General features: G+C 69.5%; 13 protein-coding genes. 8 read left to right on the plus strand and 5 right to left on the minus strand.

Features of this window, described 5'->3' with window-relative positions; translation table 11 throughout:
- Nucleotides 1-32: 32 nt before the first annotated feature.
- From ACQGNW_RS06305 to ACQGNW_RS06325, 5 genes are all read right to left on the minus strand, one after another.
- Nucleotides 33-758, minus strand: coding sequence for a M15 family metallopeptidase (locus ACQGNW_RS06305; RefSeq protein WP_426662277.1), 726 nt, complete (start codon nt 756-758; stop codon nt 33-35).
- Nucleotides 755-2,338 carry a serine hydrolase domain-containing protein gene (locus tag ACQGNW_RS06310; protein WP_426662278.1) on the minus strand — a complete coding sequence of 528 codons (1,584 nt, stop codon included), beginning with the start codon at nt 2,336-2,338 and terminating at the stop codon, nt 755-757. The genes ACQGNW_RS06305 and ACQGNW_RS06310 overlap by 4 nt, the downstream gene beginning before the upstream one ends.
- Nucleotides 2,325-3,536: a dipeptidase gene (locus ACQGNW_RS06315; RefSeq protein WP_426662279.1), complete on the minus strand. Its 1,212-nt coding sequence runs from the start codon at nt 3,534-3,536 to the stop codon at nt 2,325-2,327. The genes ACQGNW_RS06310 and ACQGNW_RS06315 overlap by 14 nt, the downstream gene beginning before the upstream one ends.
- A gap of 13 nt (nt 3,537-3,549) precedes the next feature.
- Nucleotides 3,550-4,863: a diaminopimelate decarboxylase gene (gene lysA / locus ACQGNW_RS06320; RefSeq protein WP_426662280.1), complete on the minus strand. Its 1,314-nt coding sequence runs from the start codon at nt 4,861-4,863 to the stop codon at nt 3,550-3,552.
- A gap of 109 nt (nt 4,864-4,972) precedes the next feature.
- On the minus strand, nt 4,973-6,430 hold the full coding sequence (locus tag ACQGNW_RS06325) for a transglutaminase-like domain-containing protein (RefSeq protein WP_426662728.1): 1,458 nt from the start codon (nt 6,428-6,430) through the stop codon (nt 4,973-4,975).
- 214 nt (nt 6,431-6,644) lie between these two features.
- Here ACQGNW_RS06325 and ACQGNW_RS06330 point away from each other — a divergent pair, with 214 nt between their 5' ends.
- The 8 genes from ACQGNW_RS06330 to ACQGNW_RS06365 all read left to right on the plus strand — a co-directional run bounded on the left by ACQGNW_RS06330 (nt 6,645) and on the right by ACQGNW_RS06365 (nt 18,344).
- The gene (locus tag ACQGNW_RS06330; protein ID WP_426662281.1) at nt 6,645-7,802 is read left to right on the plus strand and encodes a DUF819 family protein; all 1,158 of its coding nucleotides are present in this window, start codon (nt 6,645-6,647) and stop codon (nt 7,800-7,802) included.
- Nucleotides 7,803-7,828: 26 nt separating this feature from the next.
- Complete coding sequence (locus tag ACQGNW_RS06335; RefSeq protein ID WP_426662282.1) at nt 7,829-9,232, plus strand: C40 family peptidase; 1,404 nt, start codon at nt 7,829-7,831, stop codon at nt 9,230-9,232.
- A gap of 52 nt (nt 9,233-9,284) precedes the next feature.
- Nucleotides 9,285-10,382: a dipeptide epimerase gene (locus ACQGNW_RS06340; RefSeq protein WP_426662283.1), complete on the plus strand. Its 1,098-nt coding sequence runs from the start codon at nt 9,285-9,287 to the stop codon at nt 10,380-10,382.
- Nucleotides 10,382-11,236, plus strand: coding sequence for a MurR/RpiR family transcriptional regulator (locus ACQGNW_RS06345; protein WP_426662284.1), 855 nt, complete (start codon nt 10,382-10,384; stop codon nt 11,234-11,236). Before ACQGNW_RS06340 ends, ACQGNW_RS06345 begins: the two co-directional genes overlap by 1 nt.
- A gap of 30 nt (nt 11,237-11,266) precedes the next feature.
- A complete protein-coding gene (locus ACQGNW_RS06350; RefSeq protein ID WP_426662285.1) occupies nt 11,267-12,067 on the plus strand; it encodes a L,D-transpeptidase family protein in 801 nt (266 codons plus the stop codon).
- Entirely contained in the window at nt 12,064-13,302 is a 1,239-nt protein-coding gene (locus tag ACQGNW_RS06355) for a dicarboxylate/amino acid:cation symporter (protein WP_426662287.1), read from the plus strand. Before ACQGNW_RS06350 ends, ACQGNW_RS06355 begins: the two co-directional genes overlap by 4 nt.
- Nucleotides 13,303-13,482: 180 nt before the next feature.
- A complete protein-coding gene (locus ACQGNW_RS06360) occupies nt 13,483-16,602 on the plus strand; it encodes a TonB-dependent receptor (protein WP_426662289.1) in 3,120 nt (1,039 codons plus the stop codon).
- Between the two features lie 149 nt (nt 16,603-16,751).
- Complete coding sequence (locus ACQGNW_RS06365; RefSeq protein WP_426662290.1) at nt 16,752-18,344, plus strand: tetratricopeptide repeat-containing sulfotransferase family protein; 1,593 nt, start codon at nt 16,752-16,754, stop codon at nt 18,342-18,344.
- The last annotated feature ends 2 nt before the right edge of the window (nt 18,345-18,346 follow it).

An 18,346-nucleotide genomic window follows, 5' to 3' on the forward strand; every position in this document is an offset into this window, starting at 1 on the left:
GCTTCGGACGGGGCGTGGCAAGAACGAAGCGGTCATTGCACCGGCACGTCGTAGAGCGTGTGCGGCGTGGGTTCGGGCACGAGGGTGTAGTGCCACCATTCCAGCGGATAGTTCTCGAATCCCCCGCGGTGCATCGCGGCGCGCAGGCGATGGCGGTTGGCGAGCTGCGCCGCGCCGATGCCGGGCGCGTCGGTGTGGGCGCGCACGCCGAACCAGTCGAAGCCGGTGCCCATGTCCAGCGGGGCGCAGTGCGTGCCGTCGGCGGCGCAGCGCTCCAGGGTGAGGTCCACGGTGGCGCCGCGGCTGTGGCCGGAGACGGGCGCGATGTAATCGCCGAGCAGTTGCGACTTGTCGAGGTTCGGGTAGTGCTGCGGCTTGGTGCGCTGGTCGCCGAGGTCGTGTGCCCAGCGCACGAAGTCCGCCACCGCGCGGGCGGGGCGGTAGCAGTCCCACAGCTTCAGCCGGTAGTGCTGCGCGCGCAGCTCGCGTTCGACGCGTGCCAGCGCCGCGGCGGCGGGGCGCAGCAGCAGGCACCTGGGCGCGCGGTAGCCGTCCACCGGCCGGCCGACGAAGTTGTCGCTGCCGGCGTACTTGATGTCCTCGGCGATGTCGGGCACCAGGCTGCGGATGTCGACCAGGCCGGCCTGCGCCGCGGTTTTCGCGGGGGAGAGACGCGGTGTCGGTTGGTCGGCCTGCGCGATCGGCAGCCAGACCGCGAGGGTGATGGCCAGCGCTCCCGCGGGGAGTCGACGCTTCATGGGCAGTCTCCGGTGCGGGTGAAGTGCAGGTCCTCGTAGTCGGAGCTGAAGTCGCCCAGCGGATCGACCTTGGCCATGGTCAGCGTGGCGGGCTGGCCCGGCGCGGCGGGGTGAGGGTCGAGCCAGGCGTCGGGCGCCACGCTGCGGTCGTCCCAGCGCACCAGGTAGCGCTGGCCCAGGCGCATCACGTCGCCGGCGAGCTTGGGCGACTTGGCGACGGCGAAGTGCACGCGGCCATGGCGCGGGCAGAGCAGGAGCTCGCCCAGCCAGGGATCGCGGTAGCGGCCGGTCCAGCCTGCGAGCGCCGCGGGCGCGATCGGCAGGGCGCCGGAGGTGTCGGGGGCGGCGGCGCGTTTGGCGGCCTGCCGGTCGACGCGGTCCTGGGCATCGGCGTACCAGGCGACGCCGTGGGTGTCGCCGGGTGCGGTGAAGTGCTTGAGCAGCACCTCGCCGAGCACGGTACGCGCATCTTCCGCCTCGCCGTTGATGAGGAACACGAAGCCGCTCTGCGCGTCGGGCAGCAGCATCAGTTCGGAATACATGCCGCCCAGTGTGCCGGTGTGCCACACCGTCCAGCTGCCGTCGACGTCGGTCATGCGCCAGCCGTAGCCGTAGGCCATGATGTGGCTGTGGTCCCAGTCGCGGCGCTGCGCGGAGACGGGGATCAGCATGTGCGGCGACTGCAGTACGTGGCGCTGCGCGGCCGACAGCCACTGCAACTGCGCCGGCGTGGGCACCAGCCAGTTGCGCGCCCAGGTCAGCATGTCGTCGAGGTCGCAGCGGATGCCGCCGGCGGGGGCGGAGGTGATCGCGGGGATCACCGGGCCGTCCTCGCGCATCGGGACGTTGCGGCCGTCCCTGCGGTCATGCGGTTCGGCCACGTCGCCCACCGCGTCGCGGTTCCACCGGCCGACCTGGCAGCGGTCGAGGCCCAGCGGCTGGAACACCTCGCGGTGCATCAGCGTCTCGTAGGGTGCGCCGCCCGCGGCGGCGGCGACTTGGCCGGCCACCACGTAGAGCAGGTTGTCGTACTCGTACTTCGAGCGGAAGCTGTAGCCGGGCTTGATGTAGCGCAGGCCGTGGACGATGTCGGCGCGGGTGTACGCGTTCGGCTCGGGCCACAGCATCAGGTCGCCGCCGCCCTCGGGCAGGCCGCTGGAGTGGGTAAGCAGGTCGGCCACGCGCATGTTGCTGGTGACCCACGGGTCGTGCATGCGGAAGTCCGGCAGGTACTTCGTCACCGGGTCGTCCCAGTGCAGCTTGCCCTGGTCGACCAGGCGGCCGAGCAGGGCGGTGGTCATCGCCTTGCTGTTGGAGGCGATCTTGAACAGCGTGCGCGGGGTGATCCTGTGGCCCGAGCCGGCGACGGTCTCGCCGCGCGTGCCGACGTAGACCACCTTGCCGTGTTCGATCACGCCGAGCGCGATGCCGGGCAGGTGATAGCGGGCGACCACGGCGTCGAGGATGCGGTCGTAGTCCCCCGTCGGCCGGGCAGCGGTGCGCGCGGGCACGACGAGCGTGGCCGCGACCAGCAGCGCGAGGCCGCAGAGGGAGCCGGGCGTGCGCCTAATGCCGCGCATCGCGCTCGACCTCGCGCCAGACGCGCAGCAGGTTGCCGCCCCAGATCTTGGCGATGTCCGCGTCGCTGAAGCCGGCGCGGCGCAGCGCGGCGGTGACGTTGCGCGTTTCCGTGGCGTCCTTCCAGCCGGTGATGCCGCCGCCGCCGTCGAAATCCGAGGCGATGCCGACGTGATCGATACCGGCCACCTGCACCATGTGCCGGATCTGCTTCATGTAGTCGTCGAGCGTGGGCAGCGGGTACTTCTTCTGGATCTCGGCCATGCCGGCGGCCATCGCGGGCAGGTAGTCGTCCTTGTCGCTGTCGTACTTCTTGTCGCCGTTGGCTTTCGCCACCGCGTCCTGCAGCTTCTTCTCGGCAGCTTCGCGGCCGGGATCGTTCTTCAGGAATTCCTTGTAGGCCACCGCCTGGATCACCCCGCCCTTGGCGGCGATCGCGCGCAGCAGATCGTCGGGCAGGTTGCGCGGGTGGTCGAGCACGGCGCGGGCGCCGGAGTGCGAGGCGATGATCGGCGCGGTGGACACCTTCAGCGCGTCGCGCACGCAGTTGTCGGACGCGTGCGAGATGTCGACCATCATGCCGAGCTGGTTGGCGCGCTTCACCACCGCGCGGCCGAAGTCGGTCATGCCGGTGTCGCCCTTGCTGTTCATCGCCGGCTCGCCGTTCTTGGTATCGGGCAGCGAACTGGTGCACAGGTCGTTGTCGCCCACGTGTACCAGGCCCACGTAGCGCGCGCCGCGGTCGAACGCGGCGTCGAGGCGGTGGATGTCGTGGCCAAGCGAGTAGCTGTTCTCGATGCCGATCATCGCCGACAGCAGGCCCGCCTTGCGGTTCGCCAGCGCCTGGGCGGGCGTGGTCGCGAGGCGGATGCGGTCGGGGTATTGCATCAGCATGCGGTCGATGCCCTCGTACTTCTCTTCCGCCTGCGCCACGGCCTTGGCGTAGCCCGCGGGCGTGAGCGGCCCCTGCGGCACCCAGATCACGAAGAAGGCGGCGTTCAGGCCGCCGCGCTCCATCTTGCCCAGGTCCACCAGCAGCGGGGTGTCCTTGCCGGCGTCGAAGCGCGCTTCGCGCATGTAGGTAAAGGGGATGTCGACGTGGGTGTCGATGGTGATCGGCGGATCCTGCGTGGCGTGCGCCGGAAGCGCGCCGGCCAGGCCCAGCGCGGCAAGGATGGCGAAGCGGGCGAGGGAATTCATGTGGTCGGCCTGTTCATGGGGTTTGCCAATCGTGCGCCGGCTGCTCGCCGGCAATCATCTCGTCGAAATGCTGGCGGCGGCGCACCAGCGCGTAACGGCCGCGGTCGAGCAGCACCTCGGCCGCCAGCGGGCGCGAGTTGTAGGTGGAGGCCATCGAGGCGCCGTACGCGCCGGTGGCCTTGATCAGCAGCAGGTCGCCGGCGGCGCATTCGGGCAGCACGCGCCCCCGCGCGAAGGTGTCGCCGGTTTCGCATACGGGCCCGACGATGTCGTAGGCGGTCGGCGGCCGCGAGGCATCGGCGCGGACCGGCACGATGTCGTGCCAGGCGTCGTACAGGCTGGGCCGCTGCAGGTCGTTCATCGCTGCATCGAGCACCAGGAAGCGGCGCTCGACGCCCGGCTTGACGCGAATCACCCGCGTCAGCAGCACCCCGGCCTCGGCCACCAGCCAGCGGCCGGGTTCCAGCAGCACCCGGCCCTTGAAGCCGGCGAGCGCCCCGCGGATCGCCTCGGCGTAGTCGGCTACGGCGAGCGGGCGGTCCACGCCGGCGCGATAGCACACGCCGAGGCCGCCGCCGACGTCGATGCTCGCGATGGGGTGCCCGCCCTGTTCCAGCTCGCGCCAGAACACCGCGACCCGCCGCAGCGCGAGCCGAAACGGCTCCGCGTCGAGGATCTGCGAGCCGATGTGCACGTGCAGGCCGTCGAGCCGCACGTTCGGGTACATCGACCGTGCGGCGAACCAGCGGCGCGCCTCGTCGATGTTCACCCCGAACTTGTTCTCCGACTTGCCGGTGGAGATCTTCGCGTGGGTGTGCGCGTCCACGTCGGGGTTGATGCGCACCGCCGCCGTCGCGATCACCTGTTGCGCCTGGGCGAGCCGCTGCAGCGTCTGCAACTCGTCCAGCGACTCGACGTTGAAGCGCGCGATGCCCACGCTCAGCGCGCCGGTGATCTCGTCCGCGCTCTTGCCCACGCCGGAGAACACGATACGCGCGGGTGGCATGCCGGCATGCAGGCTGCGCTGCAGCTCGCCGGCGGAGACGATGTCCGCGCCAACGCCAGCCTCGGCCATCAGTTGCAGGATGGCGAGGTTCGGGTTGGCCTTGACCGCGAAGCAGATCCCGGCGTCGAGACCGGCAAGTGCGTGCTGCAGCGCGCGGATGCGTTGCCGGATCGCACTGGCCGAGTAGGCGTGGAGCGGCGTGGCGAGGCGACGGGCGAGCTGTTCCAGGTCGACGCCGTCCAGCGTGGCGTCGTCGCCGGAACGGTGGGGCGATTCATCCGGGTTCCCTTGTCCGGCTGTGGCGGCTTGCGTGGTCGGCATCGTCATCGTCGTCATAGCCGGGTGGAAAGGTGGTGGCCGGGCGGGCAGGCGGGCAACGGCAGCCGCACGCGGCGCGGCAGTGGCGGATTGCGTCGGGGACCTCGATCCGTCAGTCGCCGCCGTGCCCCTGCGCCGTCGGCAGCATCTGCCACTTGAAGTCGTAGTCCCACTGGTCGAAATACAGATTGCCGCCGTTCCACTCGACCTCGCCGCGCTGCGAGTCGACGTTGTCGGAACGGAAATAGCGCTTCGGTGGCACGAAGGCCCGCCCGTAGTCGTCGTTGAACGCGATGCGGTAGGCGTCGAGGCCGCCGAGGTAGAACCACTCCAGCACCGGAGGGTCGCCCGGGCCGGGCCGCAGGCGGCCGGTGGTGACGTCCATCGGCAGCCAGCCGTACGGCGCCAGGTACAGATAGCCCCAATCGTGGATGTCGCTGTACTTGCCGTCTTCGGAGAACACCATGCCCGACTGCCAGCGCGTGGGAATGCCGTTGAGCCTCAGCAGGGTCATCAGCAGCATGGTCTGCTGACCGCAGTCCGCGTGGCCGGCGTGCAGCGCGTAGTCGCTGATGTTGCTGATCGTCGAGTATTCGCGTGCGCCCGCCCAGGGGATGCGGTCGACCGCGGCAAACAGCTTCTGCGCGATGCGCCAGGGGTTCTTCTCGTCGCCCACCACCTTGCGCGAGAACGCCCGCATCGCCGGAGTGAACACGATGTGCGGCGGACGTTCGGCCACGAACGGGGCCAGCTCGGGCGTGATCGTCGGGCGCCGGGCCTGGTCCGGGTCGACGGCGTGGTACTGCGCGTACAGGGTCAGCTCGTAGGTCACCGAGAACACGGTGGGCCGGCCGGCCCGGGCCGGCTGTTCCAGATACACGGTGCGCTGCAGTGCCGAGGCGGGCGCGATCTCGTGACGGGCCGGTTCGCTGGCCAGGTAGCGGATGTCCTCCTGCTGCCCGGCGATCGCGCGCGGGTAGGGGATCCAGGCGCGGATGGTCTGCCCGGCAGGCACCGCGTCGGCCTTGACGGTAAGGATCTGGGTCATGCGCACGCGCCGCGGCAGCACGCTGCTGCGGTGTTCGGCCAGCGCCGTGCGGTAGATCGCGCGCTGGTGGTCGTTGAGCGACTCCATCGGGCCGGTGCTGAGCGGCGTCTGCACCGCGCGCCGCGCCAGCGCCTCGGGGCTGAGCCGGAACAGGTTACTGGGCGAACGCTTGAAGTACAGCGTGCGGCCGTCGATCACCTGGTGCTCGAACAGGCCCTCGGCGTTCCATCTGGCGAACTCGGCGTCGCTCAGGTCGGGAATTTCCTTGCGCACGCGCGCCTTGACGTCGTCGGCGCTGAGGGTGAAGTCGAGCAGGATGCGGCGCATGCGCTCGCGCTGGAACAGCAGGGCCGCGCGGGTCTGCGGCGACAGCTGCGGCTGCGCCAGCGCGCGTTCGATCGCCGCCTCGGCGGCCTTGAAATGACCGGCGTCGATCTGGCTGACGATGGGCGCGAGCGGAGTGCCGGTCGCCCCGGCAAACGCCATCGGCGCGGCGAGCAACAGCGCCAGCATGGCCACCATCGCGTGCGGGGCGCAGGCACGCCGGAGCCGCGCGATCGGATGCGGTGTACCCATCGTCAGACCCCCGATGCGAAATCCCCCGAAGATCGCTGTGTAGCATGCTTGCAAATCGTGGTCAATAATTTATGCTTCGATCGACGATGTTAAGAATCACCTATTCCTGATTGCGATCCGGAACCGTTCCGCCCCGGTGGCGGACCACCTCACCGAGGGGATGCGCGTGATCCACACGGTCTGGCCTTATCTGGCGGTGATGCTGCTGTCCGCCGGGCTGTTCCCCGCGCTGGAGCGGCGCTTCGGCTGGCGCATCTTCAATGTGCTGCCGCCGATCGTGCTCACCTACCTGTTCGTCACCGCGCTGGCGATATCGGGGCTGTGGCAGGTCAACGACGAGATCCGCGCCGCGCAGGGCATGCTCACCGTGCGGCTGGTGCCGGCGCTGCTGTTCCTGCTGATGATCAACTGCGACCTGCGCGCGATCTGGCGGCTCGGCCCGCGCGTGCTGGGTGTATTCGCCTGTGCCGCGGTCGCCCTGTTCGTCGCGTTCATCGCCACGTTCCTGCTGTACCGGCACTGGTTGCCGGGCGACGCCTGGCAGCCGCTGGCCGCGCTGTCGGGGAGCTGGATGGGCGGCACTGCGAACATGATCGCGGTGAAGCAGGCGATCGGCATGTCGGACCAGCACCTGGCGATGTCGCTGCTCACCGATGCGCTGTGCTACTCGATGTGGGTGGTGGTGCTGTTCTCGGCGGCGCGCCTGGCGCCGGCGTTCAACCGCTGGACCGGCGCCCGTTCCAGCGCCGACATCGAGGTGGCCGAAACACCGGCCAGCGGGCCGATCACCTACGACAGCGTGCTGCTGTGGCTGGGCATGGCGTTGGGAGCGGCCGTGCTGTCGCGGTGGCTGTCGGGCTGGCTGCCGGTGTCCAGCATGATCGGCGGCACCACCTGGACGATCCTGCTGGCCACCGCGGCGGGGCTGGTGGTGGCGCACACGCCGCTGGCGCGGTTTCCCGGCGCCGGCAAGATCTCCAGCGCGATGCTGATCGGCGTGGTCGCGGTGCTCGCCTCGCAGAGCAACTTCCATGGCATCGCCGCCGCGCCGCTGTACCTGCTGTGCGGCGTCACCATCATCACGATCCACGCGGCGCTGCTGGTGGCTTTCGCCAAGCTGTTCCGTTTCGACCTCTACCTTTGCGGCATCTCCTCGCTGGCGCAGATCGGCGGCGTCGCCGCCACGCCGGTGCTGGCCGCAAGTTACTCGCGCGCGCTGGTCCCGGTGGGCGTTCTGCTGGCGCTGCTCGGCTACATCCTCGGCACCGCCTTCGGCCTGGTGGTGGCCAGCGTGATGTCGGCGCTGGCCGGGCCATGAGGCAACTTCGTTACAGGAGCACGGTCATGCGATCTTCCCGCCTTGCGGCGACGCTGCTCGTTTTCGCACTGGCCGCCGCGCCGCTGGCAGCGCGCGACGCCGGCGCGGCCGTCGCGGCGTCCGCCTCCGGCGTGCCCGGGGTGGGCGCGGTGCAACTCACGCCGGATTACTGGATCGGGCTGCTGCGGCAGCCCGACCGGGTGATCCTCGACCGCGCGCAGATCGCGGCGGAGAGCGCCCGGTTGCTCGACACCGACCCGTCGATGCACGACCTGCGCGCGCTGCCGCACACGCTGGACCGCGCCCGGGTCGCCGGCTGGATCCGGGCGGTTTCGCAGCGCCCGACGCGGCCGCTGTACGACCTCGACGGTCGGCCGGTGTCCGCCGCCACGCTGGACGCGCTGGTCGACGCGCTCGCACTGGCGGACATCCCCGCGCAGCAGCCCACGCGCTACGGGCTGGTGGTGCGGCGGGCCGCGCTGCGTGCGTTCCCGACCGAGCTGCGCGTGTTCGGCACCAAGGGCGATACCGACATCGACCGCTTCCAGGAAACCGCCGAGTTTCCCGGCACACCGGTGGCGATCGCGCATGCCAGCCGCGACGGCCGCTGGCTGTTCGTGGTGAGCCCGCGCTATGCCGCGTGGACGAAACGGGAGAACGTGGCCGAGGGTAGCGCCGCCGAGGTGTTCGGCTATGCGGAGCAGACGCCGTACCGGGTGATCACCGGCGCCAGCGAGCGCACCGTGTTCACCCCCGAGCGGCCCGAACTGTCGCAGCTGCAGCTGGACATGGGCACGCGCGTGCCGCTGCAGACCGGCCTGCCGCCAGGCGAGCCGGTGAACGGCCAGACGGCACAGGCGGCATGGACGCTGCGGCTGCCCTACCGCGACGCCGGCGGCCGGCTCGCGTTTTCGCCGGCGCTGCTGCAGAAGAACACCGACAGCGCGCCGGACTACCTGCCGCTGACCCGGGCCAACATCATCCGCCAGGCCTTCAAGTTCCTCGGCGAGCGCTACGGCTGGGGCCACGCCTACGACGGCCGCGACTGCTCGGGCTTCGTCTCCGACGTCTACCGCAGCATGGGCGTGCAGATGCCGCGCGACACCAGCAAGCAGTCGGTGAGTCCCGCGCTGGCGCATCGGCTGTTCACCGCGAAAGACAGCCGCGAGGCGCGGCTCGCGGCGGTGCGCGAGCTGCAGGTGGGCGACCTGGTCTACATCCCCGGCCACGTGATGATGGTGATCGGCCGGCGCGACGGCCAGCCGTACGTGATCCACGACGTGGGCGGCATGAGCTGGCGCAGGAGCGACGGCAGCCTCGGCCACGTCAAGCTCAACGCGGTGTCGGTGACCCCGCTGCTGCCGAACCTGTTCAACGATCGCCAGACCTACGTCGACCGCATGACCAGCATCGTGCGCATCCGCCAATGAACCGCCGCACGCGGCACAAGCATCAGGACATGGACTCCATGAAGGTTGCCTCATGAAAATCACCGACATCGCCTTCGGCATGCTGCGGGTGCCGCTGAAGACGCCGTTCAAGACCGCCCTGCGCACGGTCGCCACGATCGAGGACATCGTGGTGATGGTGCACACCGACACCGGCCACGTCGGCTACGGCGAGGCGCCGGCCACCGCGGTGATCACCGGCGACACGCACGGCTCGATCGTCGATGCGATCCGCCACTACATCTCGCCGCGCCTGGTCGGCATGGAGGTGGCGGACCTCAACCGCATCACCCACCTGATCCAGGGCGCGATGGAGAAGAACACCAGCGCCAAGGCGGCAGTGGAGATCGCCATCTACGACCTGTGGGGCCAGCTGTACAACGCGCCGCTGTACAAGCTGCTCGGCGGGGGCGATCCGGCGATCACCACCGACATCACGATCAGCGTGGACTACATCGACAAGATGGTGGCCGACTCGGTGAACGCCGTGGAGCGCGGCTTCGAGTCGCTGAAGATCAAGGTGGGCAAGGACATCGGCGTGGACATCGAGCGCGTGCGCGCGATCTACGCCGCGGTGGAGAACCGCGCGCTGCTGCGGCTGGACGCGAACCAGGGCTGGACCGCCAAGCAGGCGGTGTACGCGCTGCAGACGCTGGAGGACGCCGGCATCAAGCTGGAGCTGGTCGAGCAGCCGGTGAAGGCGCGCGACCTGGCCGGCATGCGCTATGTCACCGAACGCGTGCACACGCCGGTGATGGCCGACGAGAGCGTGTTCGGCCCGATGGAGGTGATCGAGCTGATCCGCATGCGCGCGGCCGACATCATCAACATCAAGCTGATGAAGACCGGCGGCATCTCCAACGCCATCCGCATCGCCGACATCGCCGCCATGCACGGCGTCGAATGCATGATCGGCTGCATGCTGGAAACCTCGATCAGCGTGGCTGCGGCGGCGCACGTGGCGGTGGCCAAGGCCGACGTGATCACCAAGGTCGACCTGGACGGCCCCTCGCTGGCGCGCTTCAACCCGATCGACGGCGGGGTGATCTTCAACGAGTCGGAGATCTCGGTGACGGACGCGCCCGGCCTGGGCATCCGCGAGATCCGCGGCCTGGAAAGGATCGAAAGCTGATGTCGCCGCTGGTCAAGATCCGTTCGGAGCGCGACCAGATGTCGGCGGTGGAGCGGCGCATCGCCGACTTCATCCTGGAGAACGCGCAGCTGCTGCGCGACTACTCGTCGCAGCAGCTCGCCAACGCGCTGGGGATCAGCCAGTCCAGCGTGGTGAAGTTCACCCAGAAGCTCGGCTTCAAGGGCTACCCGGACCTCAAGTACTCGGTCGGCGAGGCGATCGCCCGCGCCGACAACGGCGAAGCGCCGGAGGTGGCTGCCGCCGCCGGGGACCCGGAGGAGACCCTGGCCGGCCAGCTGTGGCGGCGCAAGACGGAAGCGGAGGAGGCTACCCGGCTGATCAACCCGCCGGAGACGATTCGCGCCGTCGCCGCCGCGATCGGGCAGGCCGGACGCGCCGGCAAGGTGTTCATCATCGGCCTGGGCGAGGACGACATCTACGCGCGCAACTTCGCGTTGCGGCTGTCGCTGCTGGGCATCCTCACCGTGCACAACTTCGACACCGCGCGGATGACCGCGAACGTCTCCGCCGCCGGTGCCGGCGACGTGCTGCTGGTGTTCTCCGAGCACGGCAACCATCCGGCGCTGTGCAAGATCAGCCGCTACTTCCGCGAACGCGGCGGCAAGGTGATTTCGGTGACGCGGCATACCGCCAACCCGATGCGCACGCTGGCCGACATGTCGTTGCTGGTGTCGGCGCACGACGAGCAGCCGTACGTCCAGCCGCTGCTGTACCAGTCCGCGCTGCAGCACCTGCTCGACCACGTGTTCGTGCTGCTGTGCGAGGGCCACGACGGCCGCCGCGCGCAGCTGCTGGCAAACCTGGAGCGCATCCAGCTGATGCTGGAACCGTAGACCTTTCGTCCTCCCATCAGGCAGGTCCGCATGACTTTTCCACGTTCCTTCCACTCGCGCATGTTGCCGGTCATGGCGCTGCTGGTGCTGTCCGCCGCCGCGGCGGGCAAGGACCTGAAATCCGCCGAGGCGGACCATTGGCGCAGCTCGCGCCAGCTGGTGCTGGTGATCGTCCCCGACTGGAACGCCGACCACGGCACCCTGCGCACGTTCGCGCGCGGGGCGCACGGCGGCTGGGTCGCGGCCGGCATCGAGGCGCCGGTGGTGATCGGGCGGAACGGCGCGGCCTGGGGGCTGGGCCTGAACGAGCCGCGCAGCGACGGGCCGGTCAAGCGCGAGGGCGACGAGCGCAGCCCCGCCGGGGTGTTCCGCGTCGGCACGGTGTTCGGCTATGCGGCCCAGGCCGACACCGCCATGCCCTATCGCGCGTTGAGCGCCACCGACTACTGCGTCGACGTCAGCGGAGCCAAGCAATACAACCGCATCGTCGATGCGAACGTGGTCGGCGCCGCCGCCGTGAAGGGTTCCACCGAACCGATGCGGCGCGACATCCACGAGCACGGCGACCAGGCTTATCGGCTGGGTTTCAACATCGAGCAGAACCCGCAGGCGAAGCCCCTGGGCGGCAGCTGCATCTTCGGCCATCTGTGGAAGTCGCCGACCTCGCCCACCGCGGGCTGCACCGCGATGACGCCGGCGGTGATGCAGTCGCTGGTGGCCTGGCTGAAGGCGGAGCAGAAGCCGGTGTTCGTGCTGCTGCCGCGGGCCGCCTACCTTGAGCTGCGCGCGCGCTGGCAGCTTCCATCCGTCGCCGCGGAGCCGGCGCAATGAGCGCGACCAGCCGCGTGCTGACCGGGCTGGCCGCCGGTGCCGTCGTCGGCCTGCTGCTGGCGGCGTGGCAGCCGCGGGCGGCGCTGCAGGTCGCCCAGGTGGCGCAGCCGATCGGCAAGCTCTGGCTGAACGCGCTGCAGATGACCGTGGTGCCGCTGGTGCTGGCGCTGGTGGTGGTCGGCGTGAACACGGCCAGCGACGCCGCCGCCTCGGGCCGCATCGCGCGGCGCGCCATCGTGGTGTTCGTCGCCTTGCTGCTGCTCGGCGCGTTTTTCGCGGCATTCGCCGCGCCGTTCCTGTTCGCCTGCTTCCCGCACAACCCGGCGCTGGCCGCGGCACTCGACCACGCCGCGGTCCTGCCGGCGGCGCAAGCCAGGCCGGTCGGCTGGATCGACACGCTGGTGGCGATCGTTCCCAGCAACGCGGTCGCGGCGGCGGCGCAGAGCGCGATGCTGCCGCTGGTGGTGTTCGCGCTGTTCCTCGGTTTCGCGCTCACGCAGATCGCGCCGGCCCGGCGCGCGATGCTGGTCGAGTGGTTCCAGGCGGTCGCCGACGCGATGATCGTGATCGTGCGCTGGGTGTTGTGGATCGCGCCGCTCGGCGTCTTCGCGCTGATCCTGGCAGTGTGCGCCCGCGCCGGACTGGGCATGCTGAGCGCGCTGGGCGTCTACGTGCTGGCGGAGTGCATTCTCTACCTGGCGGTGGCGCTGATGATGCTGCCGGTGGCGGTGTTCTTCGGCGGCGAACGCATCCGCCGTTTCGTGGTGGCGCTGGTGCCGGCGCAGGTGGTGGCGCTCAGCACGCAGTCCTCGTTGGCCTCGCTGCCGGCGATGCTGGAAAGCGCGGACGGCAAGCTCGGCTATCCGGCGCCGGTGACCGCGCTGACCCTGCCCATGGCGGTGTCGCTGTTCCGCCTCACCAGCCCGGTGCAGTACCTCACGTCGGCCGCGTTCATTGCCTGGGCCTACGGCATCGATCTCTCCGTGGCGCAGCTGGTCGCCGGCGCGCTGCTGGCGGTGGTGATCAGCCTGGGGTCGGTCGGCCTGCCAGGGCAGGTCACCTTCATCGCCACCAACCTGCCGGTGGCGCAGGCGATGGGCGTGCCGCTGGGACCGCTGGGGCTGATGCTGGCGGTCGACACGCTGCCCGACACGCTGGCCACCTTCGGCAACGTCACCGCCGACCTGGCCGCCACCAGCGTGGTGGCGCGGCAATCGCGGCATGGCTCGACATGAGCGCGGGCATTTCCGGTGTCGACGCGGCCGCGGGCGGCGCCGGTCGCCGATCCATCGGAGGGCGAGTCCGCAGATCCGGCGGGTTCGCCGGATTGAAGAGGGCAGGGCGGCCTTTTCCAACAATCGGGTAGGGGCATCCATCAACTGGCAATAGCCATCGATCGAATGGGGAGCACGTCAATGAAGGGCAAATGTTCTCGTGCGTCGCGACACAGTGCGGTGTTCCAGCGCAAGGCGCTGGCGCTGGCCATCGGTTCCGCCACCATGGGTTTTGCGGGTACCGCCTGGTCGCAGGCGACCAACGGCACCATCTACGGCACGGTGCCGGTGGCCGCCAACGAAACGATCCAGATCACCGGCGGTGCGGGCTTCAACCGCAGCATCCCGGTCGACTCGTCCGGCCGGTACTCGATCACCCTCCCGGTGGGAACCTACACGGTGTCGCTGCTGCAGGACGGCAAGGTCGTGCAGAGTCGCACCGACGTCACGCCGGTGGCGGCCGGCGCGGTGGCCGTCGATTTCTCGTCCGCGGCGGGCGGCCCCGCGAATGCGGTGAACCTCAACGCGATCAGTGTCACCGCCAACGCCATTCCGCCGATCGACGTGACCACCACCAACCAGGTCACCACGATCACTTCAAGGCAACTGCAGCAGTTGCCGTTGGCGCGCACCGCCGAGGACATCGCCTTGCTGGCGCCGGGCGTCAACATGGGTTCGCCCGAACTGGGCACCGGCCCGCTCGGTACGCCGATCAATGTGTTCGGCGGCGCTTCCACGGCGGAGAACGCGTACTACGTCGACGGCATGAACGTCACCGAGGCGCTCAACAACCAGGGCGGCGTCACGCTGCCCTACGGCGCCATCGACCAGCAGCAGACCTACATCAGCGGCTACGATGCGCGGTACGGCCGCTCCATCGGCGGCGTGATCAACCAGATCGGCAAGAGCGGCACCAACGACTGGCATTTCGGCGCACGCGTGCTGTGGCAGCCGGCCAGCCTGCGCGCCAGGCCGGACAACCTGTACTACGCCAACCCGCTGCTGGCGGGTGACCCGGTCTATTCGCCCGGCGACCTGGCCGTGTACCGCAGGGGCGACCGGTCCTGGGAGGCGATCTACGACGCCTACGTCAGCGGTCCGCTGATCAAGGACAAGCTGTTCTTCTTCCTGAGCGCGGAGCGGGACGACAGCCAGTACCACTACACCCAGGAGTTCGGCAGCGGCTCCGCCTACACGCTCAGCCAGCACGACCCCAAGTTCTACGGCAAGTTGAACTGGAACATCAACGACAGCAACGTGCTGACGCTGAGCTACCTGCAGAACGCGCACCGGACGCAGCCCACCTATTACGACTTCGATTACGACACGCTGAAAAACGGCGGCTTCAGCAGTCTCGGCCAGTACAACAAGACCGTGTTCAAGATGGGGGTGCTCAACTACACCTCCTACCTCACCGACGACATCACGCTGAACGCCACCTACGGCAAGATGCACGGCCAGTACTACTCGACACAGCCCGCGTATCCGGGCTACGACCCCGAGCTGCCGCACATCGCCGATGCGTCCCTGCAGGACCCGCGGTTCGTCCCGCCGGGCGGCATCAACAACGCCCAGCAGAATTCGGAACTCACCGACCCCAACCATCGCGAGTCGATCACCAACTACCGCCTCAGCCTCGACTGGAAGCTGGGCAGCCACGACCTGCAGGCCGGCATCGACAACATCAACTCCTACGACATCGACGACGGCGCACAGAACACCGGCCCGGGCTACCAGTGGATCTACGGCGCGACCGGCCAGGGCGTGCCGGTGTTCGGTACCGATCCCAACATCCCGCCCTACGTCGCGCCGTCCACGCAGTGCTACCAGGGAACCTGCTACTACGTGCAGAAGCACACCGACCGCAGCGTCGCCACCGTGCGCGTGGCGCAGCGCGCCCAGTACGTCATGGACAACTGGCAGGTCACCCCGAACCTGCTGCTGAACCTGGGCCTGCGCAACGACCAGTTCACCAACTACGACGCGTCGGGCGTGCCCTACATCCGCGAGACCAAGCCGCAATGGGCGCCGCGCCTTGGCTTCAGCTGGGACGTGCACGGCGATTCCACGCTGAAGGTATTCGGCAACGCCGGCAGGTACTACCTGGCGCTGCCCACCCAGGTTGCGCTGTCCATCGCCGCCCCCGTGACGAATGCCGGCGTCTACGGCACCTACACCGGGGTCGATCCGGCGACCGGCGTGCCGACCGGCTTCACGCCGTTGCCGCAGAGCCCCTCGACCGGCGTGTCGATCGACAACGAGTACGGCCAGGCGAAGGACCCGCGCGTTTCCGCGGCCAGGAACGCCAGGGCCGAATTCTCCGACAACTACGTGCTGGGCCTGCAGCAGCAGTTCCACATGCTGGGCACGGACTGGGTGTTCGGCGCCACCGGCACCTACCAGCGGATGAACCGCATCATCGACGACTTCGACGACGAGCAGATCGAGTGCGCGGCCGGTCGTGCGCAGGGTTATTCCTGGATGACGCCCGCCGACTGCTCCAACTACGCGCAGAGCCTGGTGCTGATCAATCCGGGCGTGACCAATTACCTCTGGATGAAGGCACCGGACGGCAGCCTCGTGCCGGTGACGCTCAGCGGCGCCGACCAGCGCTTCCCGAAGGGGCCGGAACGCCGCTACTACTCGCTGGACCTGTCGCTGGAGCACGCGTGGGACGGCAAGTGGTTCGCCAAGTTCGACTACGTGTTCGCGCGCACCTGGGGCAACACCGAGGGCCCGGTCAGCACGTATTCGCAGCAGGGCGGCTCCTACGAATCGCTCACCACCGCGTGGGACTTCCCGGAGCGCATGGACTGGTCGGGCGGCGTGCTGCCGAACAGCCGCAAGCACCAGTTCAAGATCTTCGGCGCCTACGCGCTGACTCCGGAATGGACGGTCGGCGCCGACCTGTACATCACCTCGGGCACGCCGGTGATGTGCCGCGGCGGCTACGGCCCCAACCAGGTCGCCTTGCACGGTTCGCACACCTACTACTGGTGCGGCGGCGTGCCCGTGCCCCCCGGCTCGCTCGGCACCACGCCGTGGGTGCACGACGTCGACCTCAGCCTGGACTACAAGCCGGCGTGGGCGCAGCACAGGCTCGACTTCAACCTCGCGGTGTTCAACGTGCTCAACGACCAGACGACGGTGTTCTACAACGACTTCTACGGCACCACCAGCAGCCCCAACCCGGACTACGGCCGCGTGCAGGACACCCGCCCGCCACGCAGCGTGCGTTTCTCCATCTCCTACGATTTCTGAGCGATGCGGACCTCCCCCTTGCGCCGGGCCCGTGCCCGGCGTTTTTTTGCGACGGCAATTCTGCGTGCGTCCATGGACGCGACGGGCAGGGCGCGGCCATCCGCGGCCGTTCCCTTCAACAAGAACCCCCAATTGTGTAGCGTGGCGGCATGAGTTCCGAGACCGCACATCCCGCGCCGCCGCCGGCAGCGGCCCAGCTGCTGGCGAGGGCGCGCGAGGAATGGCAACGGCGGCAATTCGATGCCGCCGAGCGCTCGATCGCCCAGGCGCTGGCGCTGGCGCCGGACGACGCGGACGCCCTGCGGATGCTGGGCGTGGCGGCCCAGCGCCGCGGCGACCATGCCAGCGCCGTGGCGTGCTTCCGCCGGGTACTCCCGGCATGGCCCGACGATGCCGACCTGCGGCTCGGCCTCGGCATCGCCCTGTACGAACACGGCGAGATCGACGAGGCGATGACGCAGCTGCGCCGTGCCTGCGAACTGGCACCCGCCTCCGGCCCGGTCTGGTTCAACCTCGGCGAGGCGCTGTGGCGGAACGCACGCGCGGAAGAGGCGGTCGCGGTATTGCAGCGGGCAATCGGGCTTGCGCCCGCGCACATTCCGGCCCGGCTGTCGCTGGCCAAGGCGCAGGCCAGCCTCGGCCAGGTCGCCGCCGCCGTCGCCGGCTTCCGCGACGTGCTGCGCCTCGACCCTGGCAATGCCGAAGGCTGGTTCGGGCTGTCGAACCTCAACACCGTGCGTTTCGATGCCGCGGATGCGGCAGGCCTGCGCCGGGCGCTGGCCCGCGGCGACCTGCCGCCGCGCCATCGCGAGCTGCTCGGGTTCACCCTGGCCAAGGCGCTGGAGGACCAGGGCGACTATGCGCAGGCGTTCGAGACGTTCCGGTTCGCCAACGCGTCGCGTCGCCAGCGGGTGCGCTGGGACGCCGCGGGCGAACACCGGCGCGTGGAGGCAATCCAGCGCGTCTTCGCGCAGGGCATGCCGCCACCGCTGGATCCGCGACTTGGACACGAAGCCATCCTGATCGTCAGCGTCCCGCGTTCCGGCTCGACCCTGGTCGAGCAGATCCTGGCCTCGCACCCCGAGGTCGAGGGCGCGAACGAGATCAAGGACATGTCGCAGGTGATCGACGCGGAAACGCGCCGTCGCCGCTCGGCGTTCCCGTTGTGGGCACCGGATGCCAGCGCGGCGGACTGGCAGCGGTTGGGCCGCGAATACCTCGCGCGCACCGCGCCGTGGCGCAGGAGCAAGCCGCGCTTCACCGACAAGAGCCTGGTGACCTGGTACCTGGTGGGCGCGGCGCTGGCGATGCTGCCCGCGGCGCGCGTGGTCGTCGTGCGGCGCGACCCGGTGGAAACCTGCCTGGCCTGCTTCCGCCAGTGCTTCACCGAGTTGAGCGGTTTCACCTGCGACCTCGACGAGATGGCCGACTACTGCATCGACTTCCTGCGCCTGACGCGCTTCTGGCTGGACCGCTATCCCGGGCGCGTGCTCGATCTCCCGTACGAGTCCCTGGTCGCCGAGCCGGAACCGGTGATCCGCCGCCTGCTGGATTTCTGCGGCCTGCCGTTCCACCCCGCGTGCCTCGAGTTCCACAAGACCTCACGCACGGTACTGAGCACCCCCAGCGCGGCGCAGGTGCGGCAGCCGTTGCGCCGCGACACCGCACGCAGCCTGCGCTACGGCAACAAGCTGGACGGCCTGCGCCGGCGCCTGCGTGACGCCGGGGTGCTGGCGGAGTGAGC

This window comes from Rhodanobacter aciditrophus (assembly GCF_050026795.1).
Classification (GTDB): domain Bacteria; phylum Pseudomonadota; class Gammaproteobacteria; order Xanthomonadales; family Rhodanobacteraceae; genus Rhodanobacter_A.